At 43.6% G+C, this 17,902-nt stretch carries 15 protein-coding genes; 9 read left to right on the forward strand and 6 right to left on the reverse strand.

Translation table 11 applies throughout. The features are described 5' to 3' along the window. The first annotated feature begins 11 nt into the window (after positions 1–11). Positions 12–593: a Maf-like protein gene (locus tag DWX23_RS16650; RefSeq protein WP_122375312.1), complete on the forward strand. Its 582-nt coding sequence runs from the start codon at positions 12–14 to the stop codon at positions 591–593. Positions 594–597: 4 nt separating this feature from the next. On the opposite strand, the gene DWX23_RS16655 is transcribed toward DWX23_RS16650, so the two are convergent. Continuing rightward, complete coding sequence (locus DWX23_RS16655) at positions 598–1,407, reverse strand: MBL fold metallo-hydrolase (protein ID WP_122375365.1); 810 nt, start codon at positions 1,405–1,407, stop codon at positions 598–600. A gap of 204 nt (positions 1,408–1,611) precedes the next feature. Between DWX23_RS16655 and rplU the strand changes: the two genes are divergently transcribed. Together rplU and rpmA are read left to right on the forward strand one after the other, a co-directional pair. After that, the gene (gene rplU / locus DWX23_RS16660; RefSeq protein ID WP_122352112.1) at positions 1,612–1,929 is read left to right on the forward strand and encodes a 50S ribosomal protein L21; all 318 of its coding nucleotides are present in this window, start codon (positions 1,612–1,614) and stop codon (positions 1,927–1,929) included. A gap of 22 nt (positions 1,930–1,951) precedes the next feature. Further along, on the forward strand, positions 1,952–2,218 hold the full coding sequence (gene rpmA / locus DWX23_RS16665; RefSeq protein WP_122352113.1) for a 50S ribosomal protein L27: 267 nt from the start codon (positions 1,952–1,954) through the stop codon (positions 2,216–2,218). A gap of 132 nt (positions 2,219–2,350) precedes the next feature. Here the strand turns inward: rpmA and DWX23_RS16670 are convergent, their stop codons facing one another. After that, positions 2,351–3,568, reverse strand: coding sequence for a PAS domain-containing sensor histidine kinase (locus DWX23_RS16670; protein WP_122375313.1), 1,218 nt, complete (start codon positions 3,566–3,568; stop codon positions 2,351–2,353). Beyond that, on the reverse strand, positions 3,565–4,917 hold the full coding sequence (locus DWX23_RS16675) for a sigma-54 dependent transcriptional regulator (protein ID WP_122375314.1): 1,353 nt from the start codon (positions 4,915–4,917) through the stop codon (positions 3,565–3,567). Before DWX23_RS16675 ends, DWX23_RS16670 begins: the two co-directional genes overlap by 4 nt. Before the next feature lie 214 nt (positions 4,918–5,131). Between DWX23_RS16675 and DWX23_RS16680 the strand changes: the two genes are divergently transcribed. From DWX23_RS16680 to DWX23_RS16705, 6 genes are all read left to right on the forward strand, one after another. Next, on the forward strand, positions 5,132–5,830 hold the full coding sequence (locus DWX23_RS16680) for an ABC transporter ATP-binding protein (protein ID WP_122375315.1): 699 nt from the start codon (positions 5,132–5,134) through the stop codon (positions 5,828–5,830). Positions 5,831–5,842: 12 nt separating this feature from the next. Beyond that, positions 5,843–8,224 (forward strand): ABC transporter permease, encoded by a 2,382-nt coding sequence (locus tag DWX23_RS16685; protein WP_122375316.1) that lies wholly within the window; start codon positions 5,843–5,845, stop codon positions 8,222–8,224. A 195-nt stretch (positions 8,225–8,419) separates the two neighbouring features. After that, positions 8,420–8,953: a C40 family peptidase gene (locus DWX23_RS16690; RefSeq protein ID WP_122352118.1), complete on the forward strand. Its 534-nt coding sequence runs from the start codon at positions 8,420–8,422 to the stop codon at positions 8,951–8,953. Positions 8,954–9,032: 79 nt separating this feature from the next. After that, positions 9,033–10,307, forward strand: a complete 1,275-nt coding sequence (serS, locus tag DWX23_RS16695; RefSeq protein ID WP_122352119.1) for a serine--tRNA ligase — start codon at positions 9,033–9,035, stop codon at positions 10,305–10,307. A 96-nt stretch (positions 10,308–10,403) separates the two neighbouring features. Further along, positions 10,404–11,693, forward strand: coding sequence for a DUF3472 domain-containing protein (locus DWX23_RS16700; protein WP_122375317.1), 1,290 nt, complete (start codon positions 10,404–10,406; stop codon positions 11,691–11,693). 11 nt (positions 11,694–11,704) lie between these two features. Then, positions 11,705–12,658, forward strand: coding sequence for a TraB/GumN family protein (locus DWX23_RS16705; protein ID WP_122375318.1), 954 nt, complete (start codon positions 11,705–11,707; stop codon positions 12,656–12,658). 62 nt (positions 12,659–12,720) lie between these two features. Here DWX23_RS16705 and DWX23_RS16710 read toward each other — a convergent pair whose 3' ends face one another. The 3 genes from DWX23_RS16710 to DWX23_RS16720 are packed head-to-tail and all read right to left on the reverse strand — an operon-like array spanning position 12,721 to position 17,877. Continuing rightward, a complete protein-coding gene (locus DWX23_RS16710) occupies positions 12,721–13,167 on the reverse strand; it encodes a hypothetical protein (RefSeq protein WP_122375319.1) in 447 nt (148 codons plus the stop codon). Next, a complete protein-coding gene (locus DWX23_RS16715) occupies positions 13,157–15,574 on the reverse strand; it encodes a glycoside hydrolase family 3 N-terminal domain-containing protein (protein ID WP_122375320.1) in 2,418 nt (805 codons plus the stop codon). The genes DWX23_RS16710 and DWX23_RS16715 overlap by 11 nt, the downstream gene beginning before the upstream one ends. A gap of 29 nt (positions 15,575–15,603) precedes the next feature. Further along, positions 15,604–17,877 carry a hypothetical protein gene (locus tag DWX23_RS16720; protein WP_122375321.1) on the reverse strand — a complete coding sequence of 758 codons (2,274 nt, stop codon included), beginning with the start codon at positions 17,875–17,877 and terminating at the stop codon, positions 15,604–15,606. Positions 17,878–17,902: the final 25 nt, after the last annotated feature.

Here is a 17,902-nt window from a genome sequence, read left to right on the forward strand (position 1 = left end):
CAATGAAACATATGTTGACTAACCTACGTAAATACCGGATTGTACTGGGGTCTAACTCGCCTCGCCGGAAAGAATTATTGTCCGGACTTGATCTCGAGTTTGAGGTCGAGGTGATTCCCGGTATCGATGAATCGTATCCTGAAACATTGACGGCAGAAGAGATTCCTTTGCATATCGCCCGCAGGAAGGCGGAAGCGTATCTGGAAAAAATGACTGATGATGAATTGCTGATTACGGCTGATACCATCGTGGCTACTTACGATCGTATTTTGGGTAAACCTGCAAATCGTGAAGAGGCGATCGAAATGTTAAACTATTTGTCCGATCATGTCCATGAGGTTGTGACAGGAGTTTGCTTGACGACCAAAGAGAAGAGTATCTCTTTCTCTGTAGCTTCGGCCGTCAGCTTTGCGAAGCTGGAAGAGGATGATATTATCTATTATGTAGATAAATATCGTCCGTTCGACAAAGCCGGTAGTTATGGTATACAGGAATGGATCGGGTATATCGGTGTGGAGGCCATCAACGGATCATTTTATAATGTGATGGGGTTGCCGGTACAACGATTGTATCAGGAGCTGAAAAAGTTTTAAGTAGTCATTTTATCTCGATAACATTTCCTGTGTAGTTGTAAAATACACGGTCGTTGAATTGTTGATGGAAGAGGGCGTATTTATCGACCCCTGTACAATGACAAGTACCAATTCGTTCGACCGGATTTGTTTTAAAGTGATTGGCGATCACTTCAAATTTCTCAGTTGCAGCATTGTGGATATGGAAGCCTCCCAGGATCAGATCGGGAGATAAGGCAGGGAATCTATCTCGTACTGTCCGGTAAATATTAGTGATCCCCCGGTGTGAACAGGCACTGATGATTGAAAAAGAATTATTAGTTGTCAGAGCTAATGCCAGTTCGTCTTCAAAGTTATCAGGGATTTTACCCGTATTGCCCCGGGTATAGAAACGATCGAAGTGTGTATCTTCCGGATCGGAAATTTCTATCTGAGGAAAAATAAAAACTCCGGAAACCAGTTCTGTTATACTATTAATGTATAAGAAGCGGGAACGTTCGGACACCGGTACTTCCCTGATCCCGTTTTCTCTGTCATCTTTGAATTTAGGACAAAGAATTTCCTGTTTACAGACAATCTTTGCCGTTTCATTCAATGCCATGAAATGCCGTAAGCCTCCGGTATGGTCGCTGTGTCCGTGTGAAAGGATCAGGTAGTCTGTCTTTTTCAGATCGATATTCAGTATATGGGCGTTATGAATGAACAAGTCGGAGGCGCCTGTATCGAAAAGTATATTATATTCAGGGGTTTCGATATATAATGACAAACCATGTTCTGCACGCAGTTGGCGTCCGTAGACACAGTTTTCGACCAAAGTGGTTATTTTGTATTTCATACGGAATAATATTTTATTCAACTGATAAAATTCAGTCATAAAGATAAACAATTCTTCTGGGATGAATAAAAAAATCCAGTTAATCCTTGCATAATATATTCGGAAACAGTAATTTTGCGGTCTGAAATTCTGCAGAGGGTAAACAAGTGATACCTAATATGTATCCACCCCCGGGACATAACCTGTTTAAATATAAAAAGACAGATGTACGTAATCGTAGAAATTAACGGACAGCAGTTCAAAGCTGAAGAAGGAAAGAAATTGTTCGTTCATCACATTCAGAACGCAGAAAGCGGTGCTGTTGTTGAGTTTGACAAAGTATTGTTGGTTGACAACAATGGTGATGTAAAAGTAGGTGTTCCTACAGTTGATGGCGCAAAGGTAGTATGTGAAGTACTGTCTCCGCTGGTAAAAGGTGATAAAGTGCTGATCTTTCACAAGAAGAGAAGAAAAGGTTATCGTAAACTGAACGGTCACCGTCAGCAGTTCACTGAAGTGAGTGTAAAAGAAATTGTTGCTTAACGTTTAAAGGAGAAAAAAAGAAATGGCACATAAAAAAGGTGTTGGTAGTTCTAAGAACGGCCGTGAATCACAAAGTAAGAGATTAGGTGTTAAGCTTTTTGGTGGTGAAGTAGCTAAAGCTGGTAACATTTTGGTTCGCCAGAGAGGTACAGTTCATCATCCGGGTGAAAACGTTGGTATCGGTAAAGATCATACGTTGTACGCTTTGAAAGATGGTGTTGTTACTTTCCGTAGAGGTAAAGAAAACAGATCTTTCGTTTCTATTCAGGAAATCGTAGCAGAAGCATAATTCGCTTTACTCGAAAAGAATAAGAAAAGCGGAATGTCCGAAAGGATGTTCCGCTTTTTTATTTTGTTTCACTTAGTAGAAACAGTTGTTTCTTCAGGTAGGAACAAATGTTTCATTAGGATGAAACATTTGTTAGCCTTGGGGATTGAACAAAACAGTAAAAGCACTTCCAGCCTTTTCCTGGCTTTGCACATGCAACTTTGCGTTATGTAACTTGACGATTTCCCGGGAGATACTCAGGCCGATGCCGTTACCGTTTTTCTTTGTACTGAAGAAGGGGATAAATATTTTGTCGCGTACCGCATCGGATATACCGCATCCGTTATCGGCAACGGTGACATAAGGATGCCCTTCGGCATCGCAGCCGGAGAAGAGATGTATTTCCGGCTTCTCTTTTTCGCAAATGGCATAGGTGGCATTGGTTACGAAGTTGATTATCACCTGTTCGATCAGATCTCTGTCTATATAGGCCGTTACGTCCGGATCGTCCGTTTTGAGAGTGAATTCAATCCCTTTTTGCTGCAAGGAAGGGTTCATCAGGGAATGAATGGAGTTCAACAGGTCGTAGAGGTTATAGGATTTCATATCGGGCACTATCTTCTGGCTCAAACTGCGATACGTCTCGGCGAAACGTAGCAACCCGTCACTGCGGCGATGTATTGTATCCAATGCCAGTTCCATATCTTCCAGATCCGGCTCTGACAGTTGGGATGATCTTTCTTTCAGGACATGTATTTTTCTTCTGAGTGTATCCGAAAGGGAGGAGACGGGGACGATAGAGTTCATTATTTCATGAGTCATCACATTAAGCAACCCTTTCCAGGCTCCCGATTCGACCTCTTCCATAGTAGCGCTGACATTATGGAAGGCTATCAGTTTATAGGTTTTTCCTCCTGTTTGGAAAACGGAGGCATTGGTCATCGTTTTGATGGTTTGTTTCCGGGCATGGATCGTGATCAATGTGCTTTCATTTACCGGAATATCGAGCAATTCATTGAACAGATCTTCATTTTGTTTTTTCAACCAGTTGATATTCTTTATATGGGGAATATTGAGCATGGTTGTAAAAGAGTCGTTCATCCACAATGTTTCGTGTGTTTCTATCTCATAGGCGAGGATGCCGGTGTCGACCAGTTCCAACATCTCTTTCAGATAATGTTGCTGCGCTTCTTTTTCGCTTGCCAGGTTCAGGAAAGCATCCGTGATGGTCTGGAACCGGGGATATTTTCTTGAGAAATCTTTGTAAAGGATAGACTCGGCAAATTCGTCGATCTCCCGGTTTGTCTTTTTCCGTACGTACATTATATATATAAGGAGTACGGCAATTATACTGGATAACAGGATAGTCATAGTCCGTATTTTTCTAACCGGCGGTATAAAGCTCCCCGGGTCAGTCCCAGCTCTTTAGCAGCCTGTGATATGTTTCCGTTATGTTTTTGGATCACCTGTTCGATAGCGGTTCTTTCCAGATCTTCCAGATTATGGGTCGGTATCGGTTGGTTGTTTTCTTCCGGTTGTTCCATCGGCGAGAAGGTGATATCCTCCGCTTTCAGCACATTGCTGTCGGACATAATAACACCTCTTTCTATGGTATATTGCAATTCGCGTACATTTCCCGGGTAATGATACAACATCAGTTTCTTTTTGGCTGAGTCGGATAAACGGAACTTTTGCTTGAAATACTTTTTCTCATATATCTCCAGGAAGTGTTCTGCCAGCAGGATGATATCTTCGCCCCGTTCACGGAGAGGAGGCACTGTTATTTCTACTGTATTGATCCGGTAGATCAAGTCCCTGCGAAAATGTGTTTCATTAGCCAGTTCCCGTAGCGGAAGATTGGTAGCGGATAATAAACGAATATCCACCGGTGTCGGTGCATTGGCTCCCAGGCGTGTTACCTCCCGGTTTTGTAATACGGTCAGCAGTTTGGCCTGTTGTTGCAAAGTAATATTACCTATTTCGTCCAGAAAGAGCGTGCCTTTGTCGGCCGCCTCGATTAATCCGGTTCGGTCTTCGCGTGCATCTGTAAAGGCTCCTTTTTTATGTCCGAAAAGCTCGCTTTCAAAAAGAGTCTCTGTCAGGGAACCTACATCCACTTTTATATACGGGTAATTTCGGCGGAGGGATAACTGATAAATATAACGGGCTACCAGATCCTTACCTGTACCGTTCTCTCCCAGTATTAATATATTGGCATCGGTAGGTGCTATCTTTTGTAATTTATGGAACAATAGCTGCATGCTTTCCGAAGCACCTATAATCTTTACATCTGTTTTCCTTTCATTTATCTTTTCTTTGATCTCAGGAGATGTCTGTTTATATAATGTTTCCGTCAGGAGATTTATCAGGTTTTCATTATGCCAGGGTTTAACGATAAAGTCGGCTGCCCCTTCTTTCAGGCTTTTGATTGCCAGATCTATATCGGCATAGGCCGTGATCATGATAACGGATTGAGCCGGTTTCCATTTCTTGATTTCCTTCAACCAGAACAAACCTTCATTGCCGGTATTGATGGAGCTTCTGAAATTCATATCCAACATAACAATGTCGATATCGTTTGTCATGATCAGTTTATGGATGTTTTCAGGGTTCGTTTCGGTCAATACCGTTTTTGCTTCCATCTTCAGCAAGAAACGAACTGCGGTCAGAACGTCTTTATCATCATCAACAATCAGTATATTTGCCTGGTGTAAGTTCATAACAACTCTTTTTTAGTAGGTTGCAAATATATCAAGAATGAGGTGAATCCCAAAGTCGTTTCTGTTTTTTGTCCACAGGCATACAGAAGGTGTCCGTTAATGGACACTTTGGAAATTAGCGCATTTGACTAATGGGTTAATAGATAGTGCGTTAATGCTTTGGTACGCTACTTGTTCCTGATAATATGTAATATACTGAATAATTCATAAAACTATGATTCGAATAAATGATTTGAGAAAAGTATACCGAACGGATGAAGTTGAGACGATTGCGCTGGATAATATGTCGCTTCATGTAAAGGAACATGAATTTGTTGCTATCATGGGGCCTTCAGGATGTGGTAAGTCTACTTTGCTGAATATTCTGGGATTGCTCGACGATCCTACTTCGGGTTCTTATCTTCTTAATGGCGTCGAAATGACCGGCCTGAATGAAAATAAACGATGTGACTTGCGGCGGGAGAATATAGGGTTTGTCTTCCAGAGCTTCAATTTGATCGAGGAACTTACCGTATTCGAGAATATCGAATTACCTCTGGAAAATTGTGGAATGAAAGCTTCCCTGCGGAAGATGAAGGTGGAAAAGGCTTTAAAAAGTGTTCTGTTAAATCACCGCCGTAACTATTTCCCGTCACAGCTTTCCGGCGGACAGCAGCAGAGAGTGGCAATTGCCCGGGCCATTGTCAATGATCCGAAGCTGATCTTGGCAGATGAGCCTACCGGTAATCTGGATAGCCAGAATGGTCTGGAAATTATGGATCTGTTGACTTCTCTCAACGATGCGGGTGCTACCGTCGTTATGGTGACGCACAGTGAACATGATGCCCGTTACAGTCATCGGATCGTCCACATGCTGGATGGGAAACCGGTTACAGAAAATTTCTTGAAAGAATTGGCTTACACTACAAACTAAAGGCTTACACAAATGAATATAAGAAGATCTATTCGGATTATTTTCCGGAGTAAAACATATAGTTTATTGAATATCGTCGGGCTGGCAATCGGGATCACTTCGGCAGCACTGATCTTTCTTTGGGTCGAGAGCAAGGTGAATTTCAATAAGGCAATCCCTAATTCCCGGAATATATATGTCAGTGCTTATCACTATTATCCGGGATCGGGTGAGTGTATCACTTCTTTTGAATCAAATAATTTACTAGCAAAAGCTTTGGATGATGACTTTCCGGAAGTGAAAAGTTGTGCCAGGTACAATAGTGAAACACTCGTTTTTGTGCCGGAGAATACGACAAACTCTTTTGAGGAAAAAGGTGCATATGCCGATTCTTCTCTCTTTAATATGATCGGAATGGAGTTTATATACGGAGATATATCCTATGTCTTTGAACCCCAATATTCGATCATCCTCAGTCGTTCGATGGCCCGGAAGATTTATGGGAACGAAAACCCGATAGGAAAAGGCCTTGTCAATGAAGGGGCTATATATCAAGTGACGGGTGTGTTTGAAGATATGCCGGATAATACCTCCTTTCAGTTTGAATGGTTGATTCCTTTTCGTATCATGGAGCAGAAAGTAAAAAAAGTATTCGATATAGGCGAATGGGGGGCTTCCTGGTTGCATACTTATGTCGAACTGGAACCGGGTGTCGATTTAAAATTGTTGAATGATAAATTGGACAAACTGTCTTTCCTGAAAGCTGGTCCGACGTATAAAAGTTTTCATATATTTCTTTATCCTTTGAATAGAATGCTTTTATACGGGCAGTATAAAAATGGGGTGGAAACCGGAGGGGGTTACATAAAGACTGTTTCGCTCTTTTTTCTGATCGGAGTATTGATTCTGCTGATTGCTTGTATTAATTTTATGAACTTGTCGACAGCCCGTTCTCAGAAGCGTGCATTGGAAGTCGGGGTACGGAAAACGTTCGGAACTAAAAGGAAGTACCTGATCAGGCAATTCCTGGTGGAGTCGGGACTGATAACGTCGATAGCCCTTTTGTTGTCGGTCGGGTTGATCTGGCTGAGTCTTCCCTTGTTTAATGAATTTATAGGTGTCCGGTTATCTTTCAGTCTTCTTAATCCGACGATTGTGATAGGGTTGTTGGTAATCGGGTTATTCTGTACTTTTCTGGCAGGCAGTTATCCAGCCTTGTATTTATCTTCTTACAATCCGTTGGCTACGTTGAAAATGCAGAAAGTGAGTAAAGGGGGGAGTGCGGCATGGATACGTCAGGGGTTAGTCGTATTTCAGTTTACGATGGCATTTATTCTGATTTGCAGCACTTTTGTTATTTATCTTCAGATACAACTGATACAAAAACGTGATATCGGGATAGTAAAAGACAATCTGGTGAGTTTTTCTGTCACGGCTGAGTTATATAATTCGTCATCGGCTGTGCTGAACGAATTGAGAAATACAGGTGTGGTAGAGGAATGTGGATTTTCTGCCAATCAGATCCTGAATTCGAGTATGAAAACCAATCCCTGGGTCTGGAATGGGAAAGATCCGGAGGATGATGCCTATGTCTCTGTGAATTTTGTATCGGAAGGTTTAATCGGTGCTGCCGGTATAAAACTTATAGACGGAACGGATATTGATCCGGCTAAGAAAAATAATAAAGGGGAGGCTGGAGTTCTTATCAATGAAACTCTGGCAAAAAGAATGGGAAAAGAAGGACGTATAGGAGGACAGATCGGACAGTCGGCAGAACGTAAATGGGAAATCGTAGGTATTATGAAAGATTTTGTGTTCGATGATTTTTATGCAATCGAACCGGCGTCGGCATTGTTTTTTTATGATCCGAAAAGAACGAATCTATTGTTTGTCCGTCTGAAACCGGATGTCGAGACATACAAAGCAATAGGGCAGGTGCAAACTGTATTACGTTCTTTTACGCCGTATCACGCATTCGAACCGACCTTTATGACTGACGATTTCGATCGTTTATTCGAGAATGAACATCTGGTAGAAAAACTGTCCGCCTTGTTTGCCGTGCTGGCTATTTTCATATCCTGTTTAGGATTATTGGGGTTAAGTGCTTTCTCTGCCGAACAACGAACCAAAGAAATCGGTATCCGTAAGGTTTTGGGTGCTAAGATAATAGATATACTTTTCCTGTTGGGGAAAGCGTATATGGTGCTTCTGCTTATTTCTTTTGTAATAGGTATTCCTGTCTCATTATATGCCGGTACTCGTTACCTGAAAGATTATGCTTATCGTATTGTGCTCAGTTGGGATATCTTTGTTGGGGTTGCTTTGCTGATCACCCTGATAGCCCTTCTGACAGTTAGTTTCCAGTCACTGAAAGCTGCCATTGCCAATCCGGTGAAGTCGATAAAGACGGAGTGAGTCTGATATAGGTCTTATAGAACAATTATGACTCGTAGAAATTTCATCATATCCTGTCTTTGAGGACTTCTGTTTAGGGTTATAACCATAACAAAAGAATAGTATTGCAGGTTTTTTGGGGCTACAACCCTAAAAGCTTATTGGAAATATACTATATTTGTGGTTATATCCCTAAAATTAGTTGTATGATAAGTCATGACTCGTAGAAATTTTATCATATCCCATCTCTGGATGCTTTTGTTTATTCTGGCACTGACCTCCTGTGGCAGTAAGAAGCGTGTTGCACTTCCGGCTGACTTTAAAGGGCCTAAAGAATTATCGCGTTTGTATGGAGTCCGTATTACTCCCGATGATAATATATTCCTTTATAATGAGGGAGCTAAATGGCTCGGTACGCCTCACCGGATGGGAGGAAGTACGAAACGGGGAGTCGATTGTTCCGGATTTGTGGCGATTGTCTTTCGGGAGGTTTATGGAAAACAATTGTCGCGTTCGTCGGCGGATATGCTGAAATATAACTGCCGGAAGGTAAGCCGGGGTAAATTACAGGAAGGTGACCTGGTGTTTTTCAGGACAGGGAGCGGTAAGAAAAAAGTACCTAACCATGTCGGTATTTATTTGAAAAACGGTAAATTTATCCATACCAGTACTTCGAAAGGAGTTATAGTAAGTAACTTGAGCGAACCCTATTATACACGGAGCTGGATAACAGGAGGTCGGGTGAAGTAAGATATTTTTGTAAACATCTGAGCAGAAGTTGCATTTTTATGTATCTTTGCACTTCAAAATAAATAAACATAGAGCAAGTATGTTGACGCTTAAAATGATTACGGAAGAAACAGACCGCGTAATTCGTGGCCTGGAGAAGAAACACTTTAAGGGTGCACAAGAAAGCATCGCTAAGGTGATCGAACTGAACGATAAAAGACGTAGTACACAGAATCAATTAGATACAAACCTGGCAGAGGTAAATTCGCTGTCGAAAGCAATCGGTGGCCTGATGAAAGAAGGCAAAAAAGAAGAAGCCGAAGCTGCTAAAAAGCGTGTTGCCGAGATCAAGGAAATCAGCAAGGGTATCCAGGCTGAAATGGATCAGGCTTCGGAAGAGATGCAGAACCTGCTTTATACAATTCCGAATGTTCCTTATGATGAAGTTCCTGAAGGTGTAGCTGCCGAAGATAATGTGGTAGAGAAAATGGGTGGCATGGAAACCGAGTTGCCGAAAGATGCGCTGCCTCATTGGGAATTAGCTAAGAAATACGACCTGATCGACTTCGATCTGGGAGTGAAGATCACCGGTGCCGGTTTTCCGGTTTACAAAGGACAGGGCGCTCAGTTGCAGCGTGCCCTTATCAATTTCTTCCTGGATGAAGCCCGCAAATCGGGTTATATGGAAATCATGCCGCCGACAGTAGTAAATGCTGCTTCCGGTTTTGGTACAGGTCAGCTTCCGGATAAAGAAGGCCAGATGTATCATTGTGAGGTAGATGATCTTTATCTGATACCGACGGCAGAAGTGCCTGTAACAAATATCTATCGCGATGTGATCATCGATGAAAAGCAATTGCCGATCAAGAACTGTGCTTATACACAATGTTTCCGTCGTGAAGCAGGTTCGTACGGTAAGGATGTACGTGGGCTGAACCGTCTGCATGAGTTTTCTAAAGTGGAACTGGTTCGTATCGACAAGCCGGAACATTCAAAACAATCTCATCAGGAGATGTTGGATCATGTGGAAGGTTTGCTTCAGAAACTGGAACTTCCGTATCGTATCCTTCGTTTGTGTGGTGGCGATATGAGTTTTACTGCGGCTCTTTGTTTTGATTTCGAAGTCTATTCCGAAGCTCAGAAACGTTGGCTGGAAGTTAGTTCTGTTTCCAATTTCGACAATTATCAGGCGAACCGTCTGAAATGCCGTTACCGTGATGAAAACAAAAAAACTCAACTGTGTCACACCTTGAATGGTAGTGCTTTGGCTTTGCCGCGTATTGTGGCTGCATTGCTTGAGAACAATCAGACACCGGAAGGTATCCGTATTCCGAAAGCGCTGATTCCTTACACAGGATTTGATATGATCAAATAATATCCGTAGATTAGTAGCGGAAAAAATAACAGGAGACGGGATGGAGAGTAGCGAGGTTACTTCCGTCCCGTTTTGCTTTAAATCTAAAAACAGAAAATGAAGAAGATTAAACAAGTTTTTTTATTGGGTATAGCTGTCCTGATGTGTAGTTGCCAGGGGAAACAGTTAGAATTGTCAGCGGATGCGGTGGTTGTTCCGTTGGGTGGAAATACCTATGTGACAGCAGGGAAAGATGGAGCGAAAGTCTCAACCGAAGGTATCAAATCGTGGACGGGATCCGAAGCTGTTCTTTCATCGTGGTTTAAGGTAAGCCAGGCAGGAGAATTGAAACTGTTCCTGAAAGCCTCTGCTACGGAAGGTCCGTCGGTGGTGAAGGTTACTTTTGGCGGAAAGAGTTTTGATGTGAAGGTCGTAGATGCTGCGGAAACGGTTATTCCGGTAGGTAGCATATTACTTTCTGAACCAGGTTATGTGCGTGTGGATTTGCAGGGAGAGAAAAAAGAAGGTACTCAGTTTGCCGGTATTTCCGAACTGTTGATAGATGGTCCGGCTGCCCGGGAACCTCTTTATTTTATACGTGATTTTGAACCTTACTGGGGAATGCGCGGACCTTCGGTGCACATGAAATATACTTTGCCGGAAGAACCGATTGAATATTTTTATAATGAAATAACTGTACCTGAGGGAGAAGATAAAATAGGTAGTTATTTTATGACCAATGGTTTTGGGGAAGGATATTGTGGTATCCAGGCGAATAGCGACAAAGAGCGTCGTATTTTATTTTCTGTATGGAGCCCGTTTGAAACGGATGATCCGAAAGCGATACCGGAAGATCACCGTATTAAATTACTGGCACAGGGAAAGGACGTTCATATCGGCGAGTTTGGTAATGAGGGTTCTGGCGGACAAAGTTATTTGATTTATCCCTGGAAAGCAGGTGAAACTTATCGTGTAATTACACGCGTTCATCCAGATGGGAAAGGAAATACCGCTTATTATGCCTGGTTTTTTGCCCCTGAAGAAAATCAATGGCGCCTGATAGCCGGGTTCTTGCGTCCGCAGACAAATGTGTGGTATACCGGAGCACATTCTTTCCTTGAAAACTTTATACCCGGACAAGGCTATCTGGAACGTAGCGTCCGTTTCGGAAACCAATGGGCACGTACGGCAAAAGGAGAATGGAAAGAACTTACCGAAGGTATGTTTACTTATGATGCTACAGCCCGTGCCGGGGTCCGTCAGGATTATGCGGGTGGTGTGGCTGATAATATGTTTTTCCTTCGTAACGGCGGTTTCTTCAATGATAATACAGAGTTTAAATCTATGTTTACCCGTCAGCCGAATGGCACTGTTCCGGAGGTGGATGTAAGTAAGTTACCCTTATAAGATAGGCTGTTATGTATAAAAATTTGGTTTCAGTACTTGTCTTATTTTTTGCTTTTTTGTCTTGTTCCTTTTCTTCCCAAAAGGATCTTGAAGGAGGTGTGTTGTGGGAAATCTCTGGAAATGGGCTTGAAAAGCCTTCTTATCTTTTGGGAACGTGGCATGGAACTTTCGATATATTGTATAGTTATGTTGATAGTATTCCCGGTTTTCAAAAAGCGTTCGATGTCTGTACACAATACGTGGGAGAAGCAGAAAATATAGATAATATGGAAGAGTTTATGTCTTCATTTGACCCCAAATTGCCGAGGGATACTTCTTATACAAATTTATTGGATGAACCTGAATATTCATTTCTGGACTCTGTGTTGGTTAGCCGAATGAATGTTCCTTTGGATAAAATGTATTTGAAGCCGGCTTTTCTGGCATTGGTACTTAGGCAGCTGGAGGAACAAGCTAAGCTGGTGAAGGCAGGATACAGCCAGGGGCAAATTGATAGTATGCGAACTCAGGTCATGGATGTGGTATTGTACACAAGTGCAAAAGACAAGCAATATAATGTGTTGGGTTTGGAGACAATCAAGGAACAATTGGATATGTTATTTCCTGAGGGTAATCTGAAAGAGGAAGCCTCCCAGTTGATCATCGCTTTACGAGACCAGAAAGTACAGACTCTTTTGATAGATGAATTGCATAGTGCTTACCGGTCACAGGATATAAACCGTATAGTTGATTGTGAGAAAAAGATTCGTTCGGCTTTTCAGGATGAACCTCTGTATAGTAAGGAATATGACGATTTTTTAGAAAAGATGATAGACCAAAGGAACCGGGACTGGGTACAAAAGTTACCCGGATTAATTAAAGATAATCCGACATTCATAGCAGTCGGTGTTCGTCATTTACCGGGTAAAAATGGAGTTATTTGTCTTTTACGGGAAAAGGGTTATCGAGTGGAAGCCTTCAGATAAAAAAGAGAGGATTATACAACGAAGATTTATATTTTAAAGTGCACTCCTTAAGTTGAATATAACTAAGGAGTGCATTTGGTATAAAGTAGGATCAACAGGTCATCTTTTAATGAAAGATGTATCTGGTAGTCATCGAAAGTATAGATCGTGTTCAATGTTTCTCCGTCTACATCTATTTCCTCTCCTGAAGCTTCAGCTTCCTGCAAAGAAATTTCTTCCAGGAGCGTAGCTGCCCAATAACGATGAATCGGCAACAAACGTTCGTAGGACACACATACATTATTTTCCAAATAGAAGCGATAGGACACTTTGAATAAGCGTCCTAATTCATCTTCTTCCTGGTCGGTCATAATGAAGAGCGTATCGGTCTGTTTACAGTTTTCGATGCGTTCCTTGTTCTCTGAAATATATTGGAGGATATTTTTATCGGTTTTATCCAACCATGTCTGGGAAAAAATAGCCTGGCTGCCTACTAGCAGCAACAGGACTATCATTAACTTATTCCACATAAAATTCTGCATTTAAAGGAGTCGATTGGGATGAATTTCCGGCAGACAGGAAGAACTTCCCGGGTTCTACTACAAACTCATTTTGATCGTTATACATGCCGTAAGCACGGCGGTTTACCTTGAAAGTGACTGTCTTTTCTTCACCCGGTTCCAGAGAGACACGTTCGAAGCCGCATAATTCTTTTTCGAAGCGGGAGATGGAAGATGTTTCGTCGTTCAGATAAAGCTGGACGACTTCATCGCCTTTTACCGAACCTGTGTTTTTTACTTTGCAGGTAACGATCAAGGTGTCTCCATCGGCTATTTTTGCAATGGTCGGTTGAAGGTCGCTCAGTTCGAAGGTGGTATAGCTGAGTCCGTAGCCGAACGGATACAATTCGCCGTCCACCCGTGCAAAACCTTTACCTGTAGCATTGGGTTTGAAAGGGAAGGCCCAGGGAATTTGTCCGACCGATTTCGGAAAGGTGGCAGAGAGTTTTCCTCCGGGATTATAGTCACCGAACAGCACTTCGGCAACCGCTTGTCCGGAGAATTCCCCGGGATACCAGGCTTCAACGATGGCCGGTAAATGGGTATCTTCCCAATTCAATGTGACCGGACGGCCGTTGAATAGTACTAATACGACCGGAGTACCGGTTGCCTGTACAGCACGTACCAGCTCTTTTTGCCTACCCGACAGATCCAGGTTGACACGACTCCTGGATTCACCGATCGTACGGAAGTCATCGCCTACATAAACGATTGCAACTTCAGCTTTTCGGGCAATATCTACGGCTTCGTCGATTTCTTCTTTTTCCTTATCGCTCAGTTCAAAGAACATCACATCGCTTTGCGGGAAGTTTTTATCCCGGACATTACAACCTTTGGCATACATCAGATTTACATTGTCTCCCAACAAATTCTTCAGTCCTTGCAGACCGGTTATTACTTCCGGATTATGGGAGCCGTAACGGGAAGTCAACGATTTGTATTCATCAGCCAACGGACCAATCACCGCAATGTTTTTGATGTCTTTTGACAAAGGCAACCTGTTTTTTTCATTTTTCAGTAAGACGATGGATTCGTGGGCGGCACGTAATGAAACAGTTCGGTTTTTCTCGCTGTTGACTATCCGGTCTGCGAGTTGGGGGGCTTTTACATAAGGTTCGTCGAAAAGTCCCAGCCAGAATTTGACATAAAGAACTTCCCGTACGCGCTGATCCAGGGTACTTTCCTCTACCAAGCCGTTTGTCAAGGCTTTTCGTAACGTTTCGATAAATATTTCCGGTTTTTGGAAGAATGTGCGGATATTCAACCCAGCATTCAACTCGCTGGCAACGGCTTCTTCTTCATTATCTACAATGTGATAGAACTTTTTATTTTTATCGATGCTCCAACTGTCGGATACGATATATCCTTTAAATCCCCATTGGTTTCGCATTAATTCGGTCATCAGATAATAACTGGCACTGACCGGAGTGCCGTTATAGTCGTTATGGGCACACATGGTTCCCAGGGCTCCGGCTTCCTGGAAGGCGATACGGAACGGTTCCAAGTGAAGTTCGTGTACTTCCTGTGGAGTGGCATGTGGATCGGTGCGTGATTCACAGTCGCGACCTCCGGCAGGTACTCCATAGATGGCGAAGTGTTTGGGGGTGGATACCACCCGGTTGCTCTGGATGCCAAGTATCTGTTGTCGTCCCAGTTCTCCGGCAAGATAAGGATCTTCTCCGTAGCTTTCGACGGTCCGTCCCCAACGTGGGTCGCGTGCCAGGTCGAGAATGGGAGAGTAGACATTTGTATATCCTAGGGCTTTCGCTTCTTCTCCGGTGATACGGCCGATCTCACGGACAAGTTCTTTATCCCAGGTACATCCTAGTCCGATCTGTGCCGGGAAGAATGTCGATTTTTCATGCTTTAGTCCGCGGATCCCTTCGTTGGTCATGTCGGCAGGGATTCCCAGACGTGTTTCTTCCACAAAGAAAGCCTGTACTTTATTCATGGCGTCTGTGTGATTGGAGTAGGGGTAATCCAGCGAAGTACGTTTCCATTCTCCGTTCAGATGTTCGTCAATGTTGCCGATACCGTCTTTCCAGATCCGGTTTTTCCATTCCGGTGTGGGAAGAGTATCTTTCAACACAGCACCATATCCGTAGATTGTACCTAGCTGACAGGTTTTCTCCTCGGTTGTCATTTGTTTGAGCAGATCTTCCACTCGTTTGTCAATGGGCTGGGAAGGATCTTCGTAAATATCTTTTTCTCCGTTTTTATTGAAGTCGATCCATCCTTTGTGATAGATGTTCTTCTGCTTTTTGGGTATGCCGGGCTTTGACGCATGCAGGTTGTAGCAATCTGTGCTCAGCATGGGGAGTATCCCGAATAAAAAGCAAAGAAGCAGACGTTTTGGGGATGTGTTATTGATGATCATGATCTTACTGTTAGATGGTTATATTTATGTTATTCAACGATATACCAGTTATATCCTTTGGCAGGTATAGTAATAGGGATGGTAACGGAATAGTCGCGTTCCAATGTATATACCTGTACATTTTTGTCTTGTTCTTTTATGATTACCTTATCGGTCAGTCCCGTATAATAAAGAGGAATTTTGATCTCTTTGTGTACAGGAACATCCAGCGGGTTGTAAACGGAGATGAAGCCTTTCTGTTTCAGTGCCGGGTTCACGTGCATGATCCCATCCCAGTCTTGTCCGTCGGGTCGGCGGAGGTGGATAATGTCGGAATCCAGTATCTGACGGTATTTTTTATAGAAAGATACCCATTTATTTACGAGTTCTTTTGTTGCTTCGGTGTCGTATAGACGCGGTCCGCGATAACAAGCTTGTACGCCTGCCCCGAACAGATTCCGGAGCCGTGTTTCGTAATGGTCCAGATGCTCATTCAGAGGCTCGATCGTAGCAGCTTCACCTCCTCCGTGATATTGGGTGAGGGGAACGAACATGAATCCCATGCTGGGTGTTTTCTGCCAGGTTCCGTCATAGATATTTTGTCGTTCGATGATTTCCTGATAGGCACGGGGTAACGACCAGTTGGTCTCTACATATCCCATCGGTGTTTTGTTGGAACCGCTGAGGAAATACCAGTCCGGAACGTTCAGATAGACTCCGTTCGCCCGGCACCAACGATAGAAGGAGCTGATTTTCTTCCATTGCTGCCATTGGGAATCGAGATACCCTTTGTGCCCGCTGTGAGAAGTGGAAGCGCAGGGATCTCCGGGATACGAACCGTCGTTTTCAAAGACGTTCATGCCTGTTTCCATAAAGAAATTCTGTAATTTACGGAAGTAGGTATCTCCCCAATCGGATGCGATACAGGGAGATACGCCGAACCGGCTACCTTCTTCACGTGTTTGGGCCGGTTTCCCGGTTCTATGACTAATTGCGGCGTCTGTCTCTTTTGCTCCTCGGCTAGCCAGCAGGGAGTAACCTCCGATGGCGATACCTTTTCCGGCGGCATAGTCGCTTAATTCTTTCATTCGTTGCAGATAAGAAGCTGAATCATTCTCAATCTTGAATCCGCTGCCGAAAGTCATGATGACCATTTCGAAGCCGACGGCGGCACATTGGTCGATGGCTTGTTTGACCGCTTCGCTATCTGATTGGCGTACGTGCATAAATATCGGATTCTCCTGTGTCCAGGGAGCCATCATGCGCCAGAACTTACATTCTGCCAAGCCACGTCGTTCCCGGTCGGTCGCATCCCGTAGCATCTCGAATGCCGTACAGGATTCAAAACTATCACCGGCCTTGATTTCCATTCCGGGGCCGAGTAGGGGAGTGACTTCCAGACGAGCGGGTTTGTATTGTCCGTAGTAACGTATTCCGGTAAATTCATATTCGGGATGGTCGAATACCCAGCGGACAGCCGGATTGTCTTTCATTGCTTCCATATCGCCGCCCATGGCATAGTCAGTGACGACGAACAGCTGGGTGAAACGGTCTATATAGTCACGTGGTGCATCTGTCTGTACCGGTTGTTTACGAAAATCTTGGGTGTAAGCACCCGGCTCTTGTGCCATCATGCGTACTTCGTGCGGTTCGCCGTAATGTACTTTCGGGGCGGTTTCCACTAAGGCGAGTATTTCAGATTTGAAAGAGTCGAGCGTAACGGTTTCCGGCCCTTTGTTTTCGATCTCGATCCATTTAGCAAGGATAGGGGCACCGTCATACAGTTCGTAGATGACGCGTACTCTCAGCTCTTTACATTCCTGGGGAGCTGTTGCCGGTGCCTGGTAATTGAATGTGATCCGTTTTCCCGGAGACGGCCAGGGATATACATTCGAGATCCATTGAAAGTTGGGTTTCCAGGGAAAGCGTTCTTTGCTTTCGCTTATCTGGTAATCGACTAACATAAAGGCTGAGTCGCAAGCCTGCATCGTGTCGATAAATTCTTCTGTCAGAAAGTTATTGACGGGTTGCCCGGTCAGTCCTCCGACAGGGTATTCTTTTCCATTGATGACAAGGAGGGCTTCAGGGCGCACTGCCCGTAATTCGTTTTGTCCGGTCATCAGGTTGTCAAGGGCGATGGTTGCTGCGTTAGGGGCAAGCAGAAAAGTACGGCGCAGGAGGCCGTTGCTCAGTTCGAGACGTTTCCCCTCATGGGTAGTCTGTACATTAGACTTGTAGGAAGAACCGTCGATCAGCCAATCCTGGGCAGATGCGTTGAATACCAGTGTGATAAGAATCAGAAATGAGTGTAAGATACGTTTCATGGTGAATTATTTTAGAAAATGTATT

Source organism: Parabacteroides sp. AF18-52 (assembly GCF_003479145.1).
In the GTDB taxonomy this organism is placed as follows: Bacteria; Bacteroidota; Bacteroidia; order Bacteroidales; family Tannerellaceae; genus Parabacteroides; species Parabacteroides faecis.

Coding starts and splice junctions, on each gene's coding strand:
- DWX23_RS16650 (WP_122375312.1), top strand. CDS start 12: ATGTTGACTAACCTACGTAAATACCGGATTGTACTGGGGTCTAACTCG.
- DWX23_RS16655 (WP_122375365.1), bottom strand. CDS start 1,407: ATGAAATACAAAATAACCACTTTGGTCGAAAACTGTGTCTACGGACGC.
- rplU (WP_122352112.1), top strand. CDS start 1,612: ATGTACGTAATCGTAGAAATTAACGGACAGCAGTTCAAAGCTGAAGAA.
- rpmA (WP_122352113.1), top strand. CDS start 1,952: ATGGCACATAAAAAAGGTGTTGGTAGTTCTAAGAACGGCCGTGAATCA.
- DWX23_RS16670 (WP_122375313.1), bottom strand. CDS start 3,568: ATGACTATCCTGTTATCCAGTATAATTGCCGTACTCCTTATATATATA.
- DWX23_RS16675 (WP_122375314.1), bottom strand. CDS start 4,917: ATGAACTTACACCAGGCAAATATACTGATTGTTGATGATGATAAAGAC.
- DWX23_RS16680 (WP_122375315.1), top strand. CDS start 5,132: ATGATTCGAATAAATGATTTGAGAAAAGTATACCGAACGGATGAAGTT.
- DWX23_RS16685 (WP_122375316.1), top strand. CDS start 5,843: ATGAATATAAGAAGATCTATTCGGATTATTTTCCGGAGTAAAACATAT.
- DWX23_RS16690 (WP_122352118.1), top strand. CDS start 8,420: ATGACTCGTAGAAATTTTATCATATCCCATCTCTGGATGCTTTTGTTT.
- serS (WP_122352119.1), top strand. CDS start 9,033: ATGTTGACGCTTAAAATGATTACGGAAGAAACAGACCGCGTAATTCGT.
- DWX23_RS16700 (WP_122375317.1), top strand. CDS start 10,404: ATGAAGAAGATTAAACAAGTTTTTTTATTGGGTATAGCTGTCCTGATG.
- DWX23_RS16705 (WP_122375318.1), top strand. CDS start 11,705: ATGTATAAAAATTTGGTTTCAGTACTTGTCTTATTTTTTGCTTTTTTG.
- DWX23_RS16710 (WP_122375319.1), bottom strand. CDS start 13,167: ATGTGGAATAAGTTAATGATAGTCCTGTTGCTGCTAGTAGGCAGCCAG.
- DWX23_RS16715 (WP_122375320.1), bottom strand. CDS start 15,574: ATGATCATCAATAACACATCCCCAAAACGTCTGCTTCTTTGCTTTTTA.
- DWX23_RS16720 (WP_122375321.1), bottom strand. CDS start 17,877: ATGAAACGTATCTTACACTCATTTCTGATTCTTATCACACTGGTATTC.